Here is a 23,861-nt window from a genome sequence, read left to right on the forward strand (position 1 = left end):
CTGTGATCTCCGTCGATCAAGGACCATCAGCGCGCCCGCCCGGAGTAGATAGCCATGAGCGAACTCGAAATCACCGATATATCCAAGGCCTACGGCCTGAGCCGGGCGTTGCATCCGGTTTCAATCACCGTTGAGCGGGGCGAATTCGTAACCATTCTCGGACCGTCTGGATGCGGGAAGTCGACGCTCCTTCGCATTCTGGCGGGCATCACGACACCGAGCAGCGGAAAAGTTCACCTGGCCGGGCGGCGGATCGATACGGCGCCGTCGGAAGCGCGTGACATAGCGATGGTCTTTCAGTCCTACGCACTGTTTCCCCACATGTCCGTGGCGAAAAATCTCGGTTTCGGGCTCAGGATGAAAAAGGTACCCCCAGGGGAGCGCGAGCGCCGCATTGCCCATGCGCTTGAGATCTGCAACCTGACCGGACTTGTCGATCGCATGCCGCGTCAGCTTTCGGGCGGGCAGCAGCAGCGCGTTGCCCTGGCACGGGCCATTGTCATGCAGCCCGGCTTGCTGCTGTTCGATGAGCCACTGTCGAACCTCGACGCCAAGCTGCGCGAAATACTGCGCCAAGAACTGGTCGAACTGCACAGGCGCATCGGCACCACCAGCCTCTATGTCACCCACGACCAGGCCGAAGCGATGGCGATGTCGGACCGCATCGTCGTCATGAACGAAGGCCGGGTGGTGGAGATTGGCACGCCGCTCGATCTCTACCGCTCGCCGAGGCACGCATTCACGGCAGGCTTCCTCGGTCAGACCAACATCATCGCCGTCCATGCCGATGGCAGACATGCGCGGCTTCCCTGGGGGCAGTCGGTGTTGCTCGATTCCGGGTCTGCGGGCGCGGCCCAGATTTCCGTGCGACCGGAAAATATCAAAATCATTGTCGACGCCGAGGGACCCGGCACTGTCACCGCCCTTTCCTTCCTGGGTGCCAGCGCGCTCTACACCATCTCGATTGCCGGCCATGTGATCAAGGTCAGCAAGGCCGGGGCCGACAACCTGATCGAGGTCGGCAACAGGGTCGCGCTCGCTCTTCCCGACGTCGCCCATCGTCTCGATGACCGGCCAGCAAGGGAAGCGGCATGATGGGCGTTCTTCTTCGAGACCGGCGCTTCTTTGTGCCGCTGTTGCTGGCGCCGGGCGTTGGCTATTTGCTGCTCTTCTTTGGCGGGCCGCTGTTTTCCACCTTGGTTGGCAGCTTTCTCAATGACGACGGAGTGTTGACGCTGCAGTGGTATGTTCGGATATTTACCAGGCCGTCCATGCTGCGCGGCCTCAAGACGTCGATCTATTACGGCGTCGCACCCGTTATCGTTTCCATTCTCGTGTCGGTGCCACTCGCTCTTTTGATCCGCAGGAGCTTTCTCGGACGCAAGCTTTTCAGCGGCCTGTACAAACTTCCCATGGCGGTGCCCGGCATTATCGTCGGCTTGATGGTCATCGTGATGTTCGAACGCGGCGGATTTGTCGATCGTATCATCGCACCTTTTGGCCTCGGCCTTCCCAAGCTGGTGCGCGACGACTGGGGCGTTGGCGTCATTCTGGCCAGCGTCTGGAAACAGATCCCGTTCATGACCTTGATCATCACCAGCGCTTTCGCGGCCATTCCCGACGACATCCGTTTTGCATCGCGAACCCTCGGCGCATCGCAGATCAAGACGTTCCTGTTCGTCGAGGTGCCGCTTGCCATGCCCGGTATCACCGCTGCAATTCTTCTGACCTTCATCGGCTCGATGGGCTCATATGCCATTCCCGATATCGTCGGTCCGCCCGTTGCCCGGCCGATGTCGGTCCTGATGGTCAACGAGTTCAATCAGGGACATTTTCCGCAGGTCTATGCGATGGGCATGTTGCTGAGCCTCTTCGCGGTTCTGGTCCTGATGGCCTATTACGCGCTGACCGATCGTATCGGCGCCGGAAATGCGAAGGGAGGCCATCAATGACGCTCTCCATTGCCGCGGCACCACCGCGCCGTCGCCGCTACTTCACACAGGAAGATCGTCTCCCGGTGGCGATCGGCCTTTACGGCGCCCTTTTTCTTGCCATTGCGCTGCCACTGGCACTGATGTTCCTCTGGAGCATTGCGGACGGATGGCAGCCGCCGCTTGTCGTGCCGCGGAACTATACCGCAAGCCGCTGGAGGATCATCCTGTCAGATCCGGGCCTTCTGCGGGCCGCCATCAACAGTATCCTGATTGCCGTGGTGGTGACATCGGCAACGGCCTTCCTGGCGCTCCCCACGGCTTGGGCGATGGCCCGCTTTCCATTCCGCCTCAAGCGGTTGGTGGAGATCTTCATTCTTGCGCCGATCATCATTCCGGGCCTCGTTGTGGCGATCGGCATCGGGAAGCTCTTCATGACGCTCGGGCTCTCTTACTCCATCTTAGGCGTGGTCCTCGTGCAGATCGTCGGCACCTTGCCGCTGATGATCCGGCTGATGAGCGCAACGCTCGAAACCATTCCTGACGACGTGATCCATGCCGCACGCTCGCTTGGCGCGGGCACTGCCGGCATCGTTGCCCACATCATACTGCCACTTGCCGTCCCCGGGCTTCTCGCCGGTGGACTGATGTCGTTCATCGGCAGTTTCGAGGAATTCGACAAGTCCTTCATCGTCGGCGCGCCGGTCGTCGAGACGCTGCCGATCAAGCTCTACATGTATCTTGATCCCTATTCGATACAGCTCCCGCTGGCCTCTATCATCTCCTTCATCCTCCTCCTGCCTGCGCTCATCGTTTTCATCATTGCCGGCCGCATCCTGCGCGACGACCTGATGGCAGCGGGCATAGGCAAGATCTGATGCGTCCAACCTGTCGAAAGTCGAAAACTATGCAACACGCGCCTGCCACTGACCGTATTCCTGCTTTCCACGGCGACGTCCTCGAGATGACGACGCGCAGCAACCCCGCGATCCTGACCATCGCCCATCGCGGCGTCTGGAAGTCGACGGCGGAAAATTCGCTTGCCTCCATTCGTGCTGCAATCGCGCTCGGTGTCGAGATGGTGGAAATCGACACCCAGTCGTCCGCCGACGGTGTGCTTGTGGTCATTCATGACGAAACTCTCGATCGAACGACAACGGCAACGGGGAAAGTTGGCAACATGCCGTTTTCCTCCCTCCGTCGCGCCATGCTGCGCGCTGGCGCCGGTGGAGCGCATGCAACCGCCACCGAAGAGTGCGTGCCAACCCTTGCAGAAATGCTCGAAGAAGCGCGCGGACGCATTGCCATCAATATCGATACGAAGTTCATCCGTGATCTGCCGCTCGTCATGAATACGGTGCTGAGGCTCGGAATGGAGAGACAGGTTCTGGTAAAGACGGATATTGATCCGACGGCGGACCGTTTCGCGCTCATCGACCAGGACTGGTTCGGACGTATTCCACATATGCCGATGTTCCAGGTGCGTCCGAACGGCAAATTTGCGGAGGATCTCCGCCGTATCGAACGGCTTCGCGCGCCGATGATCGAAGTAAAATTTTCCGACATCGCCGATCTCGCCGCAGGCCGCGAAGAACTGGAGCGCCAGAACATCCGGCTATGGATCAACACGCTCGATGTCTCCCATTGCCTCGCCTACAACGACACACGGGCGTTAAGCGAACCAAGTCAGGTTTGGGGCGCGCTGAAGGAAGCCGGGGTCGGCGCAATCCAGACAGACGAAGTTGAGGCATTCAAGGCCTGGTTGACAAGCGATGCCGCGCAAGGCCCCGCATGATGGCAATCGTGGACGGAGGCATGGTCGGTGCATTGACCCTTTTTGTTCAAGCAATCGCTTTTAAGCGCAGGCACCGTGACTTCGTCCCAACCGGCAATCCGATGCTTGCCGATAAGGTCTTTCTCGTTGAGTTCCCGGACCAATGCTGAATGAGAAGAAAAAACGCCGACGATGCGCGCAGCGATCGTCGCCTACCGACAAGCAATATGCTGCCCTTTGCTTCAGGCTCGTGCCCGGCTGGGAAGAGCCCATTCAGGTCCTGCTGATTACGAGCCGTAATTCTGGCCGCTGGATCATCCCGAAAGGCTGGGGCTTTGCCAAGAAAAAACCTCACGAAGTCGCCCAGCGTGAGGCATGGCACGAAGCCGGGGTACGAGGGCGCGTTCGCAAGAAGCCTTGCGGCTACTACACCTACAAGAAAAAGCTGAGTGAGGAGGAGAGCGTCCTGACCGTTGTTCAGGTCCATCTTCTCAACGTTCTCGAACTGGACAGCCAGTTCCCTCAGAAGGATGAGCGGGAACTTCGCTGGTTTTCCCCCGGCGCAGCCGCGGCAGTCGTCCACGAGCCCGATTTGAGGTGCCTGATTTCAAGCGTGCGGGAATTGGCAAACCAGTTCATGTGCCCCAAGCCCGATACCTGGTAACTGGTTGAACAACTTTCTGACCTGCGCCGACGTTTGGCACCCGCAGTTGGACTGCAAGCGATGTCCACGCGGCTCCTGATGTGCTCGGGGCCGGCGATTGTTTGCGGATCACAGCCGTCGGCGCCTGAGGGGCGCAAGCCGGATCCGACATTCGGTAAAAGCCGTCAGCATCCACCGGTTTCTGTTGTCGATTACCTATCTCGAGCGACATCCCGCTAGCGGAGTAGACGGGTTTGCATTTTTACGGCCGCCGCCTCGATGGAGGCAAGGCGCTCCGGCGCCAGCGCTGAAACGTAAGACCAGGTGATCGAAGCCATGCCGGTGCCAAAGAACGCGATTGCCAAAAAGAGGATAATCAACGGCGGGCTATCATCGAACTGAGCACCAATGATCAGTATGGACAAAGCGATGCCGGTGAGGACCGGAATTTTGCGCGATGCACTGAGGCTGAATTTTGCCCGAAGCAGCGCATCTGACAGGAAGCCCGACACCAACACGCCAGCAAACCCTGCAAGAAACGGTACTGATGCGTAAAATCCCGCCTTGATAAAATCCAGGTGGCGATATTGAACAAGGTAGGTCGGAAACCACGTCAAGAAAAAATTGGCCGATGCCAGATAGCTGAATTGTCCGATGTAGATCCCCCACAGCTTCTTCTTGCTCAGGACAAATTTCAGGTCGTGCCACGAAAATGCACTCTTTCCTGCCTGCTCGCTTTGTAGTCGGTCGCTCAGTTCCGGCACCCCTCCCCTCTCTTTGATGAGATTGAGTTCGGCTTGATTGGTGCCTTTGAAGTGTCGAGGATCCCTGTAGATCGTCGCCCAAAGAACGGCTGCGACCAGTCCGAGCATGCCGGTCATGACAAAGACCGGAGGGAGCGCCAACATCTCACTTAAATTCAACAGACGGGGACGATGTTTATCGGTGACTTCGTCGCTGGGGCCCAGCTTCCCGTTTCATGTCCTCATCTAGTTGCTTTACCGCTTGGGAAAATCGAACATTGTCCGATTGTGACCAAAGGCTGGGCTGCGGGGATAGGTCCAATCCAAAATTTGTAGAGGCTTTGCGCAAATTCTCGTTCTCGTGACGACCTCCCCCGGCTCTCCCGTTCCGGAGCCTTCACCGTCTCGGTCACGTCGTTTGGCAGGCCTGCCCGCTTGCCTCCCTCGACCTGTGCCTTCTTCGTCCACGCCTTAAGCGTCTGTGCCGAGCGGCCGATCTATTCTGCGATAGTGGAAACGGCAGCGCACTGCGACGGATGCCGGGCGTCATGTGACCTGCTCTGGCACCGTTCGCACGGCACGGGCAGAGACTTCAGGAGAAAATTTGTTCGCCGTCTTGCGGGGACATAGACCCTGCGTCTCTCGAGGTGGGTCCTGCGACAAACCCGGGCGGTCCATGCGCGTGGATCGAATGGCGATTGCAGCATTTCAGTTCAAACAGTTAGGCATCAAAATAGGCTGATGCTGCGACATGATCTCCCGCTCGGCCAGAACGCAGTGGTCTTGGGTTTTCGTGACGAGGATTGCCGTTAGAGCAGATCGTAAACTCTCAGAATCCAGCTGATCTGGTAGAGCGTTCCGACGATGAGAAACAGTGCCTGGAAACCTTTGCCAGGCACGAACATCGCGGCTACGGCGCAGAACGCAAATATGGACTGGCGAAAAAGATATTCGGTTCCGAGGGCTGCAAAATAGTCTGACCCCTTTATCAGGCTGTCGCCGAGGTCGATGATGAACGTCAGGGCGAAAACGCCATAGAACCAGCGTTTGCGAGCTTCAAAATATTGCTCGTAGCCGCTGTATTCACTCATCTGATCGGGGAAAAGCAGGGCTGTCAACGCCGCGTAGAGCATCGCATAGACAATCAGGAAGAAGTAAATCGGGAAGGTCCATATCGGGACCAGCCTGAGATTGAATTCGTACCACCAGAAATGAATGATGGTGATGAGAAGGAAAACGACCCAGCCCAAATGGATCGGGTAGATCTTGATACTTCCAGGGTGCTGCACGAAGCGCGTCAGGCCATTGACCAATCTCGCCAGACTTAAGCCAAGAACCATCCCGACTATGACACGCACATGTGAGAAGCCTTCGGCGCTCATACCAGCCGCATCCAATGCCATATACGCTTCCTCTCGTTGCGCCGCACGACTGCCCGGCTATCGTCCATGCGGGTGTGTTTACCATAGCGCACCTGGCATCGCTGAAAAGGCCATGCCAGAGCTAGGGTGCGTCTCAACTTCTTGAGGAATATAAATCGTTGCAAAGCCGTTGACATTGGAAGCGCTGCCGACCCGCCTAAATGGATTGGTCGGGGTTGATGATCCCGGCCACGGACACCAAGAGCGTGGTGGTGGTGGAAAAAGCCGTCATCGTGCCGTCCCCAACCGTTCGTTAATAGCAGACTGTATAAAACGAAGCCTACTCGATTGACGCTAAGGACACGTGATGTCGTCTGTGCCTGATTCCGAACTTTTCAACCTCGCCCCAATCGCCATGTGGATCGAAGATTTCAGCGAGGTGAAAAAGCTATTCGATGACTGGCGATTGGAAGGCGTAACCGATATTCGAGGATTCTTGCAAGAGGATCTGTCCCGTGTCGCCGAATGCTCCAGGCGCATTCGCCTCCTCGACGTCAACAGGTGGACGCTCGATCTGGTCGAGGCCAGAGACGTCGAACATCTCCGGGCGAATATGGCCACCGTGTTTCGTGACGACATGCTCGAGACGCATGTGAACGAGCTTGCAGCGCTTTTTGACGGCAAGCCATCGTTTTCAAGCGCGACGGTGAATTACACCCTGACTGGCCGAAGGCTTGATATTCAGCTTCGCGGCATGATTATGCCGGGCGCCGAAGAGACGCTCTCAAGGGTGTTGCTGACGACTGAAGACGTCACGGACCGTGAGACGGCCCGCCGCGCAGAGATTGCGCAACGCAGCTACGCCGAAGGGATTTTTGAACATTCTCCCGTATCTCTCTGGATTGAAGACTTCAGCCAGATCAGGACATTGCTGGAAACCATACGGGATCGCGGGATAACGGATTTCCGCACTTTCATGGACGTCCATCCGGAATTCGTCAGGCAATGCATGAGCGAGATCCGCGTGCTGGACGTCAATCAGGCGACACTCGATCTCTTCTGCGCGGCGGATCGGTCGCAACTTCTTCAGCGGATCACCGAGATTTTCCGGGACGATATGGAAAAGCCGTTTCGGGAGCAACTGATGGAGTTGTGGAATGGCAACCTGCATCACCATCGCGAGGTCGTCAATTATGCGCTCGATGGGTCGCCCCGTCACATCCTGCTGCACTTTTCCGTCTTCCCCGGTTACGAACGCGATTGGTCGAGGGTGCAGGTCGCACTCGCTGACATTACTGCCCGCAAGAAGGCGGAAGCCTATCTCGAATATCTCGGCAAACACGATGTCCTGACAAAGCTCTACAATCGCGCTTTTTACAGCGAAGAATTGAGCCGTCTGGAGCGGAAATCGCTTCAACCCGTCTCGGCCATCATCATCGACCTCAACGGCCTGAAACGCGCCAATGACGAGTACGGGCATGACGTGGGTGACGCTCTGCTGAGGCGGTTCGGCGAAATTCTGAGCGGCGCGATTTCACCCCCCAACCATGCCTGTCGCATCGGCGGCGACGAGTTCGCAGTTCTGATGCCAGGCGCAGACGCCAAGGCCGCAAGCATAGCCGTTGAAACCATCAACGAACTGCTATCGATCAACAACCAGTTTTATTCCAGCATGCCCCTCAGCATCTCATGCGGTGTCGCAACCAGTCTCGCCGACGACTCCATGGAAGACGTCGTTAAACGCGCAGACCTCAAGATGTACGAAGCAAAACGCGCACATTACGAAAGGCTTCGGAGCCAACTGGGCGTGGCTGACGGGCGACAGAGCCGTGATAGCTGAGATAAGCAGGTTGCCGGCCAACCAGCCGTGAAGCTACAGGCGCATCTGGTTCAGCAGAACCAGCAGCTGCGAGAAATGCTTGAGCGCTTTGGCGAGCGCTAGGCTCAGGACCTATTAAATAGCTTGCGGGGTTTCCTCGGTTTTGATTCACTGGGATCGAACGGAGGGACCGCCATGAGTGATTTGATGTTTTTGTCAGACGCGCAAATGCGCCGTATCGAGCCTTATTTTCCACTATCGCATGGCGTTCCGCGCGTGGATGACAGGCGTGTCTTGAGCGGCATTATCTTCGTTCTGCGCAATGGGTTGCGATGGCGTGACGCTCCCAAAGAGTATGGGCCGCACAAGACGATCTATAACCGCTTCATCCGGTGGAGCAGGCTCGGGGTGTTCAATCGCATACTGGCCGAACTGACAGCAAAAGGGGGCAAGCCTGAGTAATTGATGATCGACGCGACCCATTTGAAAGCCCATCGCACCGCAGCCAGCCTGCTAAAAAAGGGGATGTTCCCCGACGTATCGGACGCACCAAAGGCGGGTTGAACTCCAAGCTGCATGCTGTTTGCGATGGTCACGGTCGGCCACTGATCCTGCTCTTGAGCGAAGGGCAGATGAGCGACTACAAAGGTGCCGCGCGGATGCTGCATGCTTTTCCCAAGGCAAAGACGCTTCTTGCCGACAAGGGATATGACGCCGACTGGTTTCGAGACGCCTTGGCGCAACGCAAGATAACGGCCTGCATTCCATCACGGGCAAACCGCAAGGTGCCGATCCCGCACGATCCAGCGCTCTACAAAAAGCGGCACAAGATCGAAAACATGTTCGGCAGGCTCAAGGACTGGAGGCGAATTCACACCCGATACGACCGTTGCGCTCACACCTTCTTCTCAAGCATATGCATCGCCGCCGCCGTCATCTTCTGGATCTGATTTAACGAGTCCTGAGCCTAGCTGTAACTATCGCATATTCGATAGCGCTTTCCCCAATAGTCGTCCGAAATTTGTTAACCATCGCAAGTTACAGTGCCGATGTCACAATTTGTAGCGCGTCTGTGCCAAAGAGGGCCCGCCATCCACTGCCCGGCGGGCCCTTTTCAATCTACTAATTTCCACCCTTCTATGTTGGCTGACTGTTCCACTGGGGAAGGCCGTTAATTGGCTGCGAATTTATCAAATAGTGTAGCTATCGAGTCCGCCCCGAATAAATCCGCGCATATCATTCGACATGTACGACCGCAGCCATACTGTGTAAGAGCAGATTTCGACAGGTGAGCAATGCCGTATTTTCTGGTCACACATACCTCGTTGATCGAGGCGGATGACGAAGCGACCGCTGCGGCAAAAGTTTACGGGGAAATGTGCAAAAGTGAAACGCTGACCTTCAACGTGAAGGCCGATGAGAACACCGGCACGAAAGTAATTGTTCCGACCTGCGGTGGGACCGATCCGAGTTTCGTCCGTCCGGGTATTTCTACGTCATCGTCAACCGCAACGCAGACCCTTGCGATCACATCCCCTGCTCCCGCCAAGGGACCGATAAATATCCCCGTTGGTCAGAGCGGGGCGGCATTTCGATCGACAAGCACATTGCTATGCGCCGGTACTGGCATTGCCGCGGCTCTACCTTGTCGTTCACTATTTGACCTGACCGGGGGAGCGACGCACCGACAAGCTTAAGCGGCAATAAACTCGATCGAATAGTGTGAGTTTATCGCTTGAAGCGACCCCAATCCCGTGGGAGCTCCCCCCACGGAACTCTTTGGGCCGTGATGAGGACGTAAACTACATCGTACTTCCCTATTTGACTTCCGACGATGAAGCGGGAAGCAGAGCTTTGGAAATCGGCTCGATCCAACGGTCATTGACGATGTGGTAGTCGTAGGCGCTGAAACTGCTTTCGAACTGCCAGTAGCTCCAAGCAAAGTGATCGGCTTCCGCCGTGCGGGCAACCGTGGAAGACTAAGAGCACCATCGTCACCATCAATCGCAATGGAATGGCGTCTGCAGCGCGACACTGCGGGTTTCACGAAGTCCCGGACAGGGATTTCAGTCAGTCGCGGACAGAAGCGACAGTGGATTCTAGATTGAATCTCGTGAGCGCCGATCTGGCAATTTGTTCTTAACACCTAGGCCGCCATACCCATCCACTCTCATGTTCGCGAACGAATACCCGACCTGTGCGTTCCAGGATGATGAGACCGAACGTCTTCATTGAGCCGCGGATCTGATTGCTGAGTTGGGTCGAGATGCTGAGGCGCTGATTGCGAGCGGCCACCAGATAACTTAGAGTTGGACGCGTTTCTTCCATAGGCTTCAATTGTTGATGGCTAACATCGTCTTCTGCGGCATCAGGCGCAAGGACAAAGCCCTTTGAACACACCGACCATATCGTCAATTTGTCAAAACAATCATCGGTACGATATTCTGTCGTTGGTTAGAAAAATAGAATTTTATTGCGCTTTAGCGGGCTGAAGCATCGATTGTCGATCCTTGACAGAGAGCCCCGTCTTTCGCATGCTTGGCGAAGGCTCTGAACCGACAGATTTGGATCGAAATATGCTTTACCCCTCAAACGATCCAACGAAAATGATCGAAGATCTATTGCAGCCGCTCGAGCCGCGGTTGATTGAGATCCGGCGCGACATCCATGCGCATCCGGAAATCGGCTTCGACACATTCAGGACGGCGCAGCTCGTCGCGGACGAGTTACGGGCCCTCGGACTTGATCCCAAGACAGGTGTTGGCCGAACAGGTGTGGTTGCGACCATTACCGGCGGTCGTCCCGGACCGTGCGTCATCCTGCGCGCCGACATGGATGCCCTGCCGATAGCAGAGCAGACCGGGCTTGCCTTCGCCTCAACGATCCCCGGCGCCATGCATGCGTGCGGACACGATATTCATACGGCGGCGCTGCTTGGCGCTGCGAGCGCGCTTTTAAGGATTTCGTCCGAGCTTGCCGGATCGATAAGGCTGATTTTTCAACCGGCCGAGGAAACGCAGGAGAGCGGCGCTGCCGCCATGATCGCCGATGGCGCTGCCGACGGTGCCGACCTGGCGGTGGCTTTTCACAATCGTCCGGAAACTCCAGCTGGCAAGATCGTCCTCAACAGAGGCGCCAGCACCGCATCCAGCGACGAGTTCAAGGTGATTGTCCACGGCAAGTCCGGCCATGCGGCTCGCCCGCATGCCGCCATCGACCCCATCGTCGCTGCCGCACACATGATCACCCAGTTGCAGACCCTGATTTCCCGCGAGATGGATCCTTCGACGTCGGCGGTACTGACGATCGGCCATATCCAAGGCGGCGCGACACAGAACATCATTCCCGACAGCTGCATGTTCGAGGGCACGGTTCGATGCCGGTCGCCGGAATCCCGTGACCTGGCAGAGGCCTCCTTCAGCCGGATCTGCCAGGGTGCTGCTGCCGCACTCAACGTATCCGTCGATATCGACTATGTGCGCGGCGCACCGCCGCTGATGAACGACGACCGCCTGGTGGATCGTGCCACGGAAGCGCTCGGAATGCAGTTTGGCGTTCTGCCACTTGTAGAGCAGGGTTCCAGCTTCGGCGCAGAGGACTTTTCCTACTTTTCGGAACGCCTTCCGTCCATCCAGATCTTCATCGGTTCCGGCCAGCCCGGCCGTGACGACCGTGTTCACAATTCCGATTATCAGCCCGACGAATCCTGCATCAAGCAGAGCGCCATCGCCTTGACGCGCGTGGCTGTCGAGCTACTCACCTGACACCCATTCCATACCCTCCTACATATCCGGGATCACACTCATGACCATCACACGCAGCCATTTCCTGCGCCTTGGCCTTGCTGCCATCGCCGCAATCGCCATGACACCTGCAGCCACATTCGCGCAGACCAAAACATCCTACGTGTTCGCGACCGAGGGTGCGTTTCCACCTTTCAACATGACCTCTCCCACGGGCGAATTGAAGGGCTTCGAGATCGACATGATCAACGAGATCGGCAAACGCGCCGGCTTCGATGTGAAGATCATTCCCCAGGCTTGGGACGGAATGATCCAGGGCGTGATCGACGGCAAGTATGACGGCGTGATTGATTCCGTTTCGGTCACCGACAAAAGGCGCGAGGTCATCGACTTCTCGCTGCCCTACACGACCGGAGGCTCGACCTTCTTCGTCGCCAAGGACAGCGGTCTCGAACTGCCCGGCAACGGAACGTCCGTCGACCTTGCCGACGATGCCGCGACGCAGCCAGCGATCGCCGACATTGCCAAGGTCCTGGCCGGCAAGACTGTCGGCGTACAGGTGTCGACGATCCAGAGCACGTTTCTCACCAAATATCTCGCCGACAAGGGCGTGACGGTCCGCACGTACCCGAACGGGCCTGATGTCTACCACGACCTTCTCAATGGACGGATCGACGCGGGCATGGCGGCGGAGACCAATGTAGCTGCCTTTCTCGAAAAGAATGCTGCCGAAGCCGTCAAGACCGGCCCGTCGATCAAGGGCGGCGTCATGGGGACAGGGTCGGCCGTCGCTATCCGCAAGGGCAACAAGGATTTGCAGCAGAAGCTCGACAAGGGCCTGAAATCCATGTCCGATGACGGCTCTTTGGCTGAGCTTTCGAAGAAATGGTTCGGTATGGTCATCACGCCAAAGCTCTGAGGCCGACATGCAGGCAGACCTGGCGCTTCTTGGATTTGGGCCCGATGGATGGGGCATGGCGCTGTTTCGCGCCGGCCTTACCACGCTTGCCGTTTCCATCTGCGCCTTTGTCGTCGGCATGCTGCTGGGGACGCTGGTCGCTTGGGCCCGCATCGCCGGAGGCTGGCCGATGCGCAAGATCGCGGTTGCCTACACCGTCGTAATGCGCGGCGTGCCGGACATTCTGGTGATCTATCTCTTCTACTTCGGAGGCCGCCAGATCGTCGCGCTTGTCGGACAGGCGCTCGGCTTTGCCGGCCCTTTCGAGATCAGCGGGTTCGTCGCCGGCATGCTGGCCATCGGTCTGATATCGGCTGCGTACCAGTCGGAGGTGCTGCGCGGCGCCTATCAATCGGTCCCGAAGGGAACGATAGAAGCGGGGCGCGTCGTGGGCATGGGTAACTGGCTGCTGTTTCGTCGCGTCATTGCACCGCAGGCGATGACCACGGCCATTCCCGGCCTTGGCAACCAGTGGCAGTCGGTCATCAAGGAGTCCGCGCTCGTTTCGGTGACCGGGCTGGTGGAGGTCATGCGCCAAGTCTCGGCAGCAGCCGGCTCGACGCAGGAGGATTTCCTGTTCTATTCCGCCGGCGCCGGCGTCTACCTCGTCATTACTACGATCTCCGGCCAGGTCTTTCGCCTCATCGAACGTCGCAGCCTGCACGGCCAATCGGCAGGAGGCTTCTGATGGACATCCAGTTCCTCGCCGATATCGAGAAGCAACTGCTGGTCGGCCTGCCGCTGACGCTCAATCTCGGCATCCTGTCGCTGCTGGGTGGCGGTTGCCTGGCGCTGTTCTTCAATCTCATTCGCGTCAACCCCATCGGTGAAGCCTTCGTCTCGGCCTATGTCTTCCTGTTCAGGGGCACGCCGCTACTTATCCAGATCTTCCTGATCTACTACGGGCTCGCCCATTTCTGGGTGATCCGGCACACATTCCTCTGGCCGTTCTTTCGCGAACCCTATTGGTGTGGCCTGCTGGCGCTGGTGCTGAACGACGCGGCCTACACGACGGAGATTATTCGTGGCGGCCTGCGCGCCGTGCCAAAGGGCCTCGTCGAGGCCGGTAGGGTCTCCGGGATGACACGGCTTACGGTCACCCGACGCATCGTGCTGCCCATCGCCTTCCGCCAGGCCCTGCCTTCCTATTCAAGCGAGGTCATTTCAATGCTGAAATCGACCGCGCTGGTCAGCACCATCACGTTGATGGAGGTCACCGGCATCGCCCGTGCGCTGGTGTCTGAAACCTGGCGCGCGATCGAGATATTTCTCTGCGCGGCGGTGATCTACCTCGCCCTGTCCCTCCTCGTGACGCGGGCCGCCGACTGGATCGAGCGCCGCCTCTCTCCTTGGCAGTTTGGAGCATACCGATGACCGCCCTCCCGGCAATTTCCATCAGCGGTCTGCGAAAGCGCTTCGGTGATAACGAGGTGCTGCGCGGTATCGATCTTACGGCTGATGACGGGGACGTCATTTCCCTGATTGGTGCCAGCGGCTCTGGAAAGAGCACACTACTCCGTTGCATTCCGATGCTCGAGATCCCCCATGAGGGCTCGGTGTCCGTCGGGGCAGACCGCATCTCCCCCAGAGCGGGAAGGCTGTCGCGCAATGAGGAGGCGGCTGCCCGGCGCATGCGCAGCCATCTCGGCTTCGTCTTCCAGGGCTTCAACCTCTGGCCGCACCGGACCGTGCTCGAAAATGTCATCGAGGCGCCGATCCATGTCCAGAAACGCCCTCGGGCCGATTGTATCGCGGAGGCATTGGCACTCCTCGAGCGGGTCGGGTTGGCGGAAAAGCGCGATGCTTGGCCGGCTCACCTCTCCGGCGGGCAGCAGCAGCGCGTCGCCATTGCCCGTGCCTTGGCGCAGCATCCTCGCGCCATCCTCTTCGACGAGCCTACCTCGGCGCTCGATCCGGAACTGGTCGGCGAAGTGCTGAAGGTCATTCGCAGCCTTGCCGAGGACGGCATGACCATGCTGATCGTCACCCACGAAATGGGCTTTGCCCGCGAGGTGTCGTCGCGCACGATCTTCCTCGACATGGGCCTGATCGCCGAGGACGGTACGCCGGAAGAGGTTTTCGCCAACCCCAAGTCCGATCGCTGTCGCTCGTTCCTCAGCGGCCACTTCGACCGCAATCGCTGAGGGTACGTGATGCGCGAACCGATCGACAAGAAGAGCCTGCAGGACAATACGGTGGATTGGCTGCGCGATGCCATCGTTCGCGGCGAGTTTCTTCCAGGCGCCACTCTAACCGAGCAGGGACTGGCGCAGCAAGTCGGCGTCGGCCGCGGAACAGTACGCTCGGCTCTCTTTGCACTCGAGGAGAAGGAACTCGTGATGCGAACGCCCTATTCGAGCTGGCATGTCGCCCATCTCGACGCCCGCGAGATCTCTGAAATCTATTCGATGCGGGCTGCCTTCGAAGGCTTGGCAGCCCGCATCGTATCAGAAAGGTGGTGCGCGATCGACACGACGAGGATCACGGAGGCCTTCGACAATCTCGGTGGCGCGGAGGACGGTGGCACCGATGCAAGGCTGGAAGCAGATCTCGGCTTTCACGCCAGCATCGTCGAGGCCGCCAACCACCGGCTTTTGATGCGCCGCCACGCCCAGCTCGCCGACAAGATGGAATGGCTCTATCGTTGGTCGGAGCTGCACTGGCCGCGTCGGCGGCCGCTCGTTGCGGAACACCAGCGTCTCTTCGAGACCCTGATGCAGGAGAACCCGGAGGATGCCGAGAAGGCCGTTCGCGATCATATCGCGGATTCGATAGCGGACGACATCGCCGGCTTTCATGAACTTCAGAGAGCCAACGCCCAAAAACAGAAAGTACATCATGGCTGATATCTTGATCCTCGACGGTGGAATGGGGCGCGAACTGGAACGCATCGGCGCTCCCTTCCGTCAGCCTGAATGGTCTGCCCTCGCGCTGATGGAGGCACCTGATATGGTCCGAAAGGTCCACGACAGCTACATCCGCGCCGGTGCCAAGGTCATCACCACCAACAGCTATGCCATCGTCCCCTTTCACATCGGCGAAGCGCGCTTTCGCGAGCGCGGCGAGGAGCTTGCCGCGTTGGCGGGGCGCCTGGCACGCGATGCGGCGGGCGCCACAAATGTCAAGGTGGCAGGCTCTCTGCCGCCCGTCTTCGGATCCTATCAGCCTGAGCTCTTCAACGCCGAACTAGCGGCCGATTATCTCGGCGTCCTCGTTCGCGGGATGTCCCCATACGTCGATTTCTGGCTTGCAGAAACGCAAAGCAGCCTGGAAGAGGCCACCGCGGCCGCGACTTCAATTCGCCAGACCGGCAAGCCGCTCTGGCTTTCGTTCACGCTGCGTGACGATATTCCGTCCGAAGAGATGACTGAACCGCAACTCCGGTCGCATCAGACTGTCGCGGACGCGGCTCGGCTCGCCGCCGCGCTCGGCGCCGAGGCTCTCTTATTCAATTGCTCGATGCCGGAAGTAATGGCTGCCGCACTCAGGGCCGCGCGGGCCGCAGTGCCTTTGCTTCCCCTCGGCGTCTATGCAAACGCCTTCGGCTCTCAGGATGAAGACGGTGCTGCCAACGAGGTCGTCTCTGCGGTGAGGACTGACCTTGACGCACAATCCTATTGCAATTGGGGCAACCATTGGATCGAAGCCGGCGCGACGATCATCGGTGGCTGCTGCGGCATAGGAACAGATCATATCCATCACCTGACAAACCATTTGGTCTGTGAAGCAACGCGGTAGACGTACCGATGGCGCTGAACGTGGAAGCAGTTGGAGCGGCGCAATGCAAAGCTGCGGGCCGACAGTTGCTTGTCCAACGACGTCCATGATCTGCGTCACGCGGCGATATTGCGCTGCTTGCACAGGATGTGCATTGCTATTTTCATCGCTGGAAAGCGCCATTGCCCGGTACAGAGATGGCTTGTGCAATTGCAAGCGGCGGCCGATTGCTCCGCGCTTCAACATAGTTAGCGTGACTGGTCGGAAGATCTCCAATATCCTGCCCCCTTTAAAGAACGCCAACCCGCGCCTGCACCGCGCCTCAGGAGATTTGTTTGTCGAACGATAGCGAGAACGGGACTGCCAGTGAGGGCGCGCCTTCCAGAGAAATTTCAGAAGATGACAAGCGGGCGGTGTCGGAGCGGACGTCGGGATCGGCCAAGGTCGTCCACGAGGTGATCCGGCTGCAGGGCGACGAAGAGCTCGCCCGGCCGATCATCTCGCTGCTGTTCTCCGGTTTTGCAGCGGGCGTGGCGATCAGCATCTCGCCTCTGGCGGAAGCGTTCATTGGCTTGCGTCTGCCGGATGCACCGTGGCGGGAACTGGTCGTTGCGCTCGGCTACACCGTGGGCTTCGTCATCGTCATCCTCGGCAAGCTCCAGCTGTTCACGGAAACGACGGTGACTGCGGTCCTGCCGCTGGCCACCCACCCGACAGTTCGCAATCTCGGCCGACTGCTCCGGCTGTGGGCGGCGGTATTCCTTGCCAACATGATGGGCACATTTTTCGTGGCAGCCCTTGTCGCGTCGCAGATCATTGTCGGCCCCGAGCAATTGGCAGCGGCCCTGGAGATTTCGAAAACGGCTCTTGAACATGACTTCGTCACGACACTTCTCCTCGCCACCCCTGCCGGGTTCCTGGTGGCGTCGATTGCATGGATCTTGCCCAATGCAAGGGGCAGCGAGTTCTGGGTGATCCTGCTCATCACCTATGTCATTGCGATTGGCGGGTTCAGCCATGTCGTTGCTGGCTCGGGCGAAGCATGGCTGCTGTTCTTGAGCGGTCAGACGACGCTCTGGGAGGCTGCCGGCGGGTTTATCCTGCCGGCGCTGATCGGCAACATCATTGGGGGTACAGGCCTCTTTGCGGTGGTGGCCCACGGCCAAGTTCGCGACGAAATCACGTAAGCGCTATCATCGGCGTGCACAGCGGGCGGGCTAACCGTGCCGGACCTATTGCAATCCGGCCACGCGAAATTTCGATCCGCGTGCAGCATGAGCGCGCAGATCGCGCCTTGCCTATTTCCTCCCGAAGAAAAGTGCCTACATGCCCAGACTTCCAACGAGGAGGTTGATATGGCCGAAGTTGCGGCGCCCAGGGTAAATCGCTCCATTCTCCAGGAACTCATCGCCGGGCTGAGCGACGGCATCATCCTTGTCGATCCCGACGGCTCGATCGCCTGGGCCAATTTAGCAGCGTTGAAGATGCACCGGGTCGAGGCGGTTAAGGATCTCGGCGAGGACGCAAAGGGCTACCGCCGCAATTTCACGCTGCGGTACCGGAACAACCATCCCCTGGAAGAGGGACAATATCCGATCGAGCGCCTGCTGGCGGGCGAGACGGTCGACGACGTGACGGTGGAGCTCTCACCGTCTTCGGATCTCGACCTCGTCTGGGTGCACACTGTGCGCAGCCTCGCGATCTCGGATGGTGGCGACAAGCCAGATGTCCTCGTGCTGATCATGCGGGACGAGACACCGCGCTTCGAAGCCGAGGAAAGGTTCGAGCGGGCTTTCAACGCCAACCCGGCACCCGGCCTGATCTGCCGTCTCGACGATCACCGCTTCATCCGCGTCAACCAGGGCTTCCTGGAGATGACCGGCTTTGCCAAGGAAGATGTCGTCGGCAAGAGCGTCGAGGCCCTCGGTCTGTTTTCCAACTGCGAAACCGGCGAAGATGCATTGACGAAGCTGAATGAGGGCCGCGTCATTCGCCACCGCGAGGCCCTGGTGCCGTTGCCCGACGGTGGCGACCGGCTGGTAATCGTCGCCGGCGAGCCGATCTCGGTGGTCGAAGAACCCTGCATGCTTTTCACCTTTGCCGATCTGGATGGTCGCAGGAAGGCCCAGAATGCCCTGCGGCAAAGCGAGGAGCGGTTCTCGAAATCCTTCCGGCTGTCGCCTGCGCCAGCGGCCATTTCCCGGCTCGACGACTTCGTCTTCATGGAAGCAAACGACGCCTTCCTGCAGATCTCCGGATATGCTGCCGGCGAGGTCGTCGGGCGGACGGCCGGCGAACTCCATCTCTGGGAGGACGTCGCCGCGCGCCGGACAATCGAGCAGAAGCTACGCGACAACACCATTATTCGAAACGAGCCGATGCAGATGAAGCAGAAGGCCGGGGGCGCTGCTGAATGCCTCGTCTCCGCCGAGCGGGTGGAAATCAACGACCAGCAATGCGTCATCTGGGCCCTGCAGGACGTGACCGAGCGACGGCGCAGCGAGGCCGAGCTCGTCGAGGCCATTGAAAGCGTCATGGCGGATACCTCCTGGTTCAGCCGTTCGATCGTTGACCGTCTTGCGACCCTCAAGCACAGTTCGACCGGCCGCGCGCCGACGGCGCAACTGTTCGAGCTGAGTGACCGCGAGCGGGAGATCCTGGGGCTGATCTGCAGCGGCCACAGCGATCAGGAGATGGGAGAACGCCTGCACCTGTCGAAGAATACTATCCGAAACCACGTTGCCTCGCTCTACGCCAAGATCGGCGTCAACCGCCGGGCGGCAGCGGTCATCTGGGCAAGGGAACGGGGCTTTACGGGTTTGCCCGAGGGCCAGGGTAAATCTCCAAAGTCTAACGTTGCTACCCCAGCCAAAAAAAGTACCAAATTGACGAAAAAAGGTCACTAGCTACTAGCGGGATTGGTATTTTCCAATCTGCAAGACGCCTGTTCGGAGCGCTATCTCCATTTGCATGACGCCGGCCAGACCGGGGTCAGGATAAACAACGCGAATGAAAGGATAGTACAATGGACAAGAACCGTATCGAAGGCGCCGCAAAGGAACTCAAGGGCACGATCAAGGAAACTGTTGGAAAGCTGACCGGCAACGAGCGGCTGGAAGCAGAAGGCAAGGTCGACAAGGCTGCCGGCGAAGTGCAGAGCACCGTTGGCAAGGGCAAGGATGCCGTCAAGGACGCGCTTAAGTAACCGACCGCCACTCCACCGAACCGAGACGATCATTTGGCTCGCCAGACCTGGCGAGCCGAAAATCCCATGGAGCCGAGTTCAAGATGATGTTTTTGCCCTACCCCGCCTTGGCCACCAGTGCATCCAGCGACTGCTCCACCCGGATCGCAATCGAGTGCCTGCTTGCCTATACCTTCGGTCACGAAGACTGCGAGATCGAGGTCGAGGTTGCCAACGGATGCGTGACCCTCAGCGGCCGTGCCCATTCTCAGACTGCGGCAGCCAGAGCAGTCGAGGTTGCGGGCGAGTTCACACACATGGCGGTGCACAGCATCATCGAGATCGCCCCGGGCGAATCTTTGCCCTGAACATCTTATCCTCAGCAAACAACAGGAAATCTCAGCATCGCGTCTCGTGATGCTGAACGAGACCTGAAAAAGGATCAATCACATGAAAAAAGCATTCATCCTCGCCATGGCGGGTAGCCTGGCCCTGTGCTCTGCGGCCTCGGCCACCAGCCCGCACCACCATCGCAAGCACCCGACAAAGCAGGTGGTAACGCAACCGAAGGAACGTCTCGGCACCCTGTCGTGCGAAGTGGCAGGCGGAATCGGCTTGCTGATCGGCTCAAGCAAGGCAGTCACCTGCCAGTTCAAGCAGCGCACCGGTGAGGTCGAACGCTACACCGGGACGATCGGCAAGCTCGGTCTCGATGTCGGCATCACAGGCAAGTCCTACCTCAGCTGGGTCGTCGTCAATACGGCACCGACGAGCGTCGGACAGGGTAGCCTCGCCGGCACCTATGTCGGAGCTTCGGCAGGTGCTTCAGTCGGCCTTGGCCTCGGCGCCAATGCACTGGTCGGCGGCAACTCCAAGAACTTCGGCCTGCAGCCGCTCAGCGCAGAAGTGGGAACCGGCCTGAACGTCGCCGCCGGCGTCTCGCGACTGCAGCTGCGCCCTGCAAGCTAAGGCCCACTAGCCTTCACCAAATCCGAAAACAGGGCTTGGCGGCCCTGTTTTCCAATTCGTTCATGTCACAGGTCCTCGCAACCGGCGCGATTTTGACCGTCGTCGGATTTTCCATGCCCGTACGGACGACTTAAACCGCCTCAGGAAATTTAGGCGAGCCGTGCAAATTCCCGACCTCGCTGTTAGCGTGGCAGCTGTCGTGGTCACTCAAAAGCGGTGAGCGGTTCGGGGCAAATTACAGGCGATGTTGTGCTTTTATCCGCCACAAAAATCGCGTCAATCTTGTAAAGCTGGGCGAAGGGTTTGTCGCCTATCAACTTCAAGCCGCCTGGAAGTGCATATCCCACATATTTGTCCGGCTGGTTTGCGTTCATGACAAGAACATAGTCAAAACGCTTTCGCCAATTAGACAGATACGGCGCCAGGACGGATTCCCTTTCGAGCCAAGAAGGGCAACTCAGTACCCCGGTCGATGATAAATTACCTTCTGGCACCGCAATGGAAGACCATGGCGGCAACACCATGAGAGGCTGCTTGCCGCGTGCCGTGAAGACTGCAGGAACGAAGGCTTGTGCGAAGGGTATCGCCAATGTCGGTAGGTGTCGGAACGTGTCTTCGCCCCAGGCATAGTGTCTCTGCCATCCGCCTAGGGGATCGGCGAGCACAAGATGAGCGAGAGGTAGGATGGCCGAACCCGGTGGGACTGATTCCAGTACCGATATGACGTCGTTGGCGTCGTTTTCGCCTTGCCACCAATTGTAGCTTATCCATGCGGTGCGCCCGAAGACAACGAGGGTCAAGGCGAGCATTATGACACGTGCCTCGTGTCGCGCCAGTTTCGGCAGCGGACAGAACATCACCATGCCCGTGAGTGCGGCCATTATGGGAAAGCGCCAGCTTATCCAGCCGGTCCCCACCATGCTGCGGGGGGAAAGGCAGGCGACGATGGTGAGACCGAGTGCAGCTATCGCAAGTCCCGTGTGCATCCTGAACCGGCCAGTGCGGGCGGCGTTGGTGCAGACCAGGACTACAGGGATAAGCAGCATCACATCGACCACGGAGACGTACGTCCAAATCGCCGAGAAAAGGTTCATCATCTGCCGGGTCGGCGTGGCGTTCCACATCGTCTCCAATCCCAGCGCATTCCCAAGTAAGACCGGCGACCGCAGAAACAACAGAAGCGGGAAAATCGCGCAAGCCAGGAATGCAAGCGCTATCCGAATGGCCAATCTGCTCCAATCGGCCAGTGAACGGCGCAGTTCTAACCGGGGGGAGATTTCGAGACCGCAGATCAGCGCAAGGTAGAACCCCAGTGAGAATAGATGCATTATCGTTAAAAGCAGGGAAGCCAGAAGTCGCCAGACGAATAACGCCCGTCTGTTCCTGACCTGTAAATGCAGATCGACCGATGCAAACAGCAATGCTAAGCCGAGGCCGATCTGGAAGTTGATGAAGCCGCCGATAAGCGTCGCGCACCATGCAAGGTAGAGCATTGCGATCTGCCAGTAGTAAGATCCGCCGAACACCTTACGATGCAGTATTATGGCGCCTATTGGCGGCAGCACGATCGCTGCAAAGAGAATAGCGCGTGCCAGCATACTGACACCGATCAACGGTCCAAGATAACGGGCCATAAGATCTATGCCGAGATTTGTGAAGGTGCCGTGCCAGTCGAGCGCATAGATTTGCGCGAGATGGACTTCCGTAATGCCGCCTGCGATCAGCCACATGCGTGTATAGTGGTTCGCATAATCGAGGAGCGGCGGGAACTTGAACGCCGTCACCATCAGTCCCACAATGCCGAGGAAGGCGAAAATCGAGGTGTTGGTGTTCTGCAGGACCGAATCCGCGATTCCTTTCGGTGCGGGTTCGGACTGTGGATCTGAGGGCATATCCACAACGAGGTCGACGGGCCTCATCGGACGGCCCTTGCCCTTGCATTCTCCGGCTGTTCGCCTCCATCCTGCAAGGCTGACGCGATTGCCCTGCGTCTTCCTGCGGCGTCTAAATCTGAGAAATCGCTGGTTAACGTCAGATCTCGTCCATTTTGCAGCAGGCTCTCGATCATGAACATTGGACGTCGTTTGCTTTCCTGCACCAATCGCCCCAAATATTCGCCAATAATTCCAATGCATATCAACTGGATGGCGCTGAAAGCTGTGACGGCACACATGATACTGGACCAGCCAACGATCGTGTCACCAGAGAGCCACCGTGCGATCGAAAAGATGAGCAGCAAAAATGCAATGCCCGCAGTCGCAAGCCCGAGGATAGTACTGACACGCAACGGAGTTGTCGAAAAACTCGTCACGGCGTCCAACGCGAAGCCGATCATTTTGCGCAGAGGATATTTGGTTTCGCCGGCAAAACGTGCGTCGCGTTCGTAGGGCAAGGCAACTTGTCGCCCGCCGATCCAGCTGACCATGCCTCGTATGAACCGATCACGCTCCGGCATAGCCATCAGGATATCAACAACCCGGCGGCGCATCAGCCGGAAGTCGCCCGTGTCGCGCGGTATCGTGACCGATGCCAGCCGGGAAAGAAGACGGTAAAAAAGCGAAGCCGAGGCACGCTTGAACCACGTTTCGCCCTGACGTTGACAACGCTGGCCGTAGACCACATCGGCGCCACCATCCATGATCGGCATCATCATCAACAACAGTTCCGGCGGATCCTGCAGATCTGCATCGATCAAGAGGATACGCTCGCCGCAGCATGCAGCGAGCCCAGCGGTAGCCGCCAGCTGGTGGCCATGATTACGCATCAGGCGTACCCCAAGGATCTGGGGCACGAGTGCTGTCATTGCAGCAATTATATTCCAAGTTTCGTCGCTGGAGCCGTCATCGACCAAAACAATCTCGAAATCCTCACCGGCTACCGATCGAGCCGCCGCTACGCAGCGACGGCAGAATTCCGATATCCCCTCCTGCTCGTTGTAGCAGGGTGCAACAATTGAGAGGATGAGTGGTGAAATATTGGTCATATGCGCTCGTCAATGTTCAGCGCGTAGCCTAACCTT

Annotated in this window: 23 protein-coding genes and 2 pseudogenes; 20 read left to right on the forward strand and 5 right to left on the reverse strand. The window is 58.5% G+C overall.

What is annotated here, in order from left to right:
• The first annotated feature begins 54 nt into the window (after positions 1–54).
• The 5 genes from J5289_RS22365 (at position 55) to J5289_RS22385 (ending at position 4,369) form a co-directional block, all read left to right on the forward strand.
• Positions 55–1,095: an ABC transporter ATP-binding protein gene (locus J5289_RS22365; protein WP_209207235.1), complete on the forward strand. Its 1,041-nt coding sequence runs from the start codon at positions 55–57 to the stop codon at positions 1,093–1,095.
• Positions 1,092–1,952: an ABC transporter permease gene (locus J5289_RS22370; protein WP_209207234.1), complete on the forward strand. Its 861-nt coding sequence runs from the start codon at positions 1,092–1,094 to the stop codon at positions 1,950–1,952. Before J5289_RS22365 ends, J5289_RS22370 begins: the two co-directional genes overlap by 4 nt.
• Positions 1,949–2,809 carry an ABC transporter permease gene (locus tag J5289_RS22375; protein WP_209207233.1) on the forward strand — a complete coding sequence of 287 codons (861 nt, stop codon included), beginning with the start codon at positions 1,949–1,951 and terminating at the stop codon, positions 2,807–2,809. Before J5289_RS22370 ends, J5289_RS22375 begins: the two co-directional genes overlap by 4 nt.
• A gap of 86 nt (positions 2,810–2,895) precedes the next feature.
• Positions 2,896–3,726 (forward strand): glycerophosphodiester phosphodiesterase family protein, encoded by an 831-nt coding sequence (locus J5289_RS22380; protein ID WP_209207324.1) that lies wholly within the window; start codon positions 2,896–2,898, stop codon positions 3,724–3,726.
• A gap of 142 nt (positions 3,727–3,868) precedes the next feature.
• Complete coding sequence (locus J5289_RS22385) at positions 3,869–4,369, forward strand: NUDIX hydrolase (RefSeq protein WP_209187969.1); 501 nt, start codon at positions 3,869–3,871, stop codon at positions 4,367–4,369.
• 215 nt (positions 4,370–4,584) lie between these two features.
• Here the strand turns inward: J5289_RS22385 and J5289_RS22390 are convergent, their stop codons facing one another.
• From J5289_RS22390 to J5289_RS22395, 3 genes and pseudogenes are all read right to left on the reverse strand, one after another.
• On the reverse strand, positions 4,585–5,256 hold the full coding sequence (locus tag J5289_RS22390; RefSeq protein WP_257625454.1) for an MFS transporter: 672 nt from the start codon (positions 5,254–5,256) through the stop codon (positions 4,585–4,587).
• 160 nt (positions 5,257–5,416) lie between these two features.
• Positions 5,417–5,769, reverse strand: a pseudogene (locus J5289_RS29465) (hypothetical protein); the annotation flags it as partial.
• A gap of 131 nt (positions 5,770–5,900) precedes the next feature.
• A complete protein-coding gene (locus J5289_RS22395; RefSeq protein WP_142831435.1) occupies positions 5,901–6,494 on the reverse strand; it encodes a hypothetical protein in 594 nt (197 codons plus the stop codon).
• Positions 6,495–6,819: 325 nt separating this feature from the next.
• On the opposite strand from J5289_RS22395, the gene J5289_RS22400 reads away from it, so the two are divergent.
• The 15 genes and pseudogenes from J5289_RS22400 to J5289_RS22470 all read left to right on the forward strand — a co-directional run bounded on the left by J5289_RS22400 (position 6,820) and on the right by J5289_RS22470 (position 20,842).
• Entirely contained in the window at positions 6,820–8,292 is a 1,473-nt protein-coding gene (locus tag J5289_RS22400; protein WP_142831434.1) for a sensor domain-containing diguanylate cyclase, read from the forward strand.
• Between the two features lie 174 nt (positions 8,293–8,466).
• A pseudogene (locus J5289_RS22405) lies at positions 8,467–9,221 on the forward strand (IS5 family transposase).
• Positions 9,222–9,566: 345 nt separating this feature from the next.
• Positions 9,567–9,968: a hypothetical protein gene (locus J5289_RS22410; protein WP_209207224.1), complete on the forward strand. Its 402-nt coding sequence runs from the start codon at positions 9,567–9,569 to the stop codon at positions 9,966–9,968.
• 909 nt (positions 9,969–10,877) lie between these two features.
• On the forward strand, positions 10,878–12,035 hold the full coding sequence (locus tag J5289_RS22415) for a M20 family metallopeptidase (RefSeq protein ID WP_202617206.1): 1,158 nt from the start codon (positions 10,878–10,880) through the stop codon (positions 12,033–12,035).
• 40 nt (positions 12,036–12,075) lie between these two features.
• Positions 12,076–12,933 carry an ABC transporter substrate-binding protein gene (locus J5289_RS22420; protein WP_142831431.1) on the forward strand — a complete coding sequence of 286 codons (858 nt, stop codon included), beginning with the start codon at positions 12,076–12,078 and terminating at the stop codon, positions 12,931–12,933.
• A 7-nt stretch (positions 12,934–12,940) separates the two neighbouring features.
• Positions 12,941–13,660, forward strand: a complete 720-nt coding sequence (locus tag J5289_RS22425; protein ID WP_142831430.1) for an ABC transporter permease — start codon at positions 12,941–12,943, stop codon at positions 13,658–13,660.
• Positions 13,660–14,346 (forward strand): ABC transporter permease, encoded by a 687-nt coding sequence (locus J5289_RS22430; protein WP_209207223.1) that lies wholly within the window; start codon positions 13,660–13,662, stop codon positions 14,344–14,346. Before J5289_RS22425 ends, J5289_RS22430 begins: the two co-directional genes overlap by 1 nt.
• Positions 14,343–15,116 carry an ABC transporter ATP-binding protein gene (locus J5289_RS22435; RefSeq protein WP_142831428.1) on the forward strand — a complete coding sequence of 258 codons (774 nt, stop codon included), beginning with the start codon at positions 14,343–14,345 and terminating at the stop codon, positions 15,114–15,116. Before J5289_RS22430 ends, J5289_RS22435 begins: the two co-directional genes overlap by 4 nt.
• Positions 15,117–15,125: 9 nt before the next feature.
• Positions 15,126–15,818, forward strand: a complete 693-nt coding sequence (locus J5289_RS22440; protein ID WP_209207222.1) for a GntR family transcriptional regulator — start codon at positions 15,126–15,128, stop codon at positions 15,816–15,818.
• Positions 15,811–16,710, forward strand: a complete 900-nt coding sequence (locus J5289_RS22445) for a homocysteine S-methyltransferase family protein (RefSeq protein WP_142831426.1) — start codon at positions 15,811–15,813, stop codon at positions 16,708–16,710. Before J5289_RS22440 ends, J5289_RS22445 begins: the two co-directional genes overlap by 8 nt.
• Positions 16,711–17,024: 314 nt before the next feature.
• On the forward strand, positions 17,025–17,876 hold the full coding sequence (locus J5289_RS22450; protein ID WP_247750598.1) for a formate/nitrite transporter family protein: 852 nt from the start codon (positions 17,025–17,027) through the stop codon (positions 17,874–17,876).
• A 168-nt stretch (positions 17,877–18,044) separates the two neighbouring features.
• The gene (locus J5289_RS22455; protein ID WP_209187975.1) at positions 18,045–19,595 is read left to right on the forward strand and encodes a helix-turn-helix transcriptional regulator; all 1,551 of its coding nucleotides are present in this window, start codon (positions 18,045–18,047) and stop codon (positions 19,593–19,595) included.
• Between the two features lie 119 nt (positions 19,596–19,714).
• Positions 19,715–19,894, forward strand: a complete 180-nt coding sequence (locus tag J5289_RS22460; RefSeq protein WP_111221490.1) for a CsbD family protein — start codon at positions 19,715–19,717, stop codon at positions 19,892–19,894.
• An 83-nt stretch (positions 19,895–19,977) separates the two neighbouring features.
• Positions 19,978–20,241, forward strand: a complete 264-nt coding sequence (locus tag J5289_RS22465) for a BON domain-containing protein (protein ID WP_209187976.1) — start codon at positions 19,978–19,980, stop codon at positions 20,239–20,241.
• 82 nt (positions 20,242–20,323) lie between these two features.
• Positions 20,324–20,842, forward strand: a complete 519-nt coding sequence (locus J5289_RS22470) for a DUF992 domain-containing protein (protein ID WP_142831423.1) — start codon at positions 20,324–20,326, stop codon at positions 20,840–20,842.
• A 203-nt stretch (positions 20,843–21,045) separates the two neighbouring features.
• On the opposite strand, the gene J5289_RS22475 is transcribed toward J5289_RS22470, so the two are convergent.
• A complete protein-coding gene (locus J5289_RS22475) occupies positions 21,046–22,734 on the reverse strand; it encodes a hypothetical protein (RefSeq protein WP_209207229.1) in 1,689 nt (562 codons plus the stop codon).
• 23 nt (positions 22,735–22,757) lie between these two features.
• Positions 22,758–23,825, reverse strand: coding sequence for a glycosyltransferase family 2 protein (locus tag J5289_RS22480; RefSeq protein WP_142831422.1), 1,068 nt, complete (start codon positions 23,823–23,825; stop codon positions 22,758–22,760).
• Positions 23,826–23,861 lie beyond the last annotated feature (36 nt).

It is taken from the genome of Rhizobium sp. B230/85, assembly GCF_019355735.1.
Taxonomy (GTDB): domain Bacteria; phylum Pseudomonadota; class Alphaproteobacteria; order Rhizobiales; family Rhizobiaceae; genus Rhizobium; species Rhizobium rhododendri.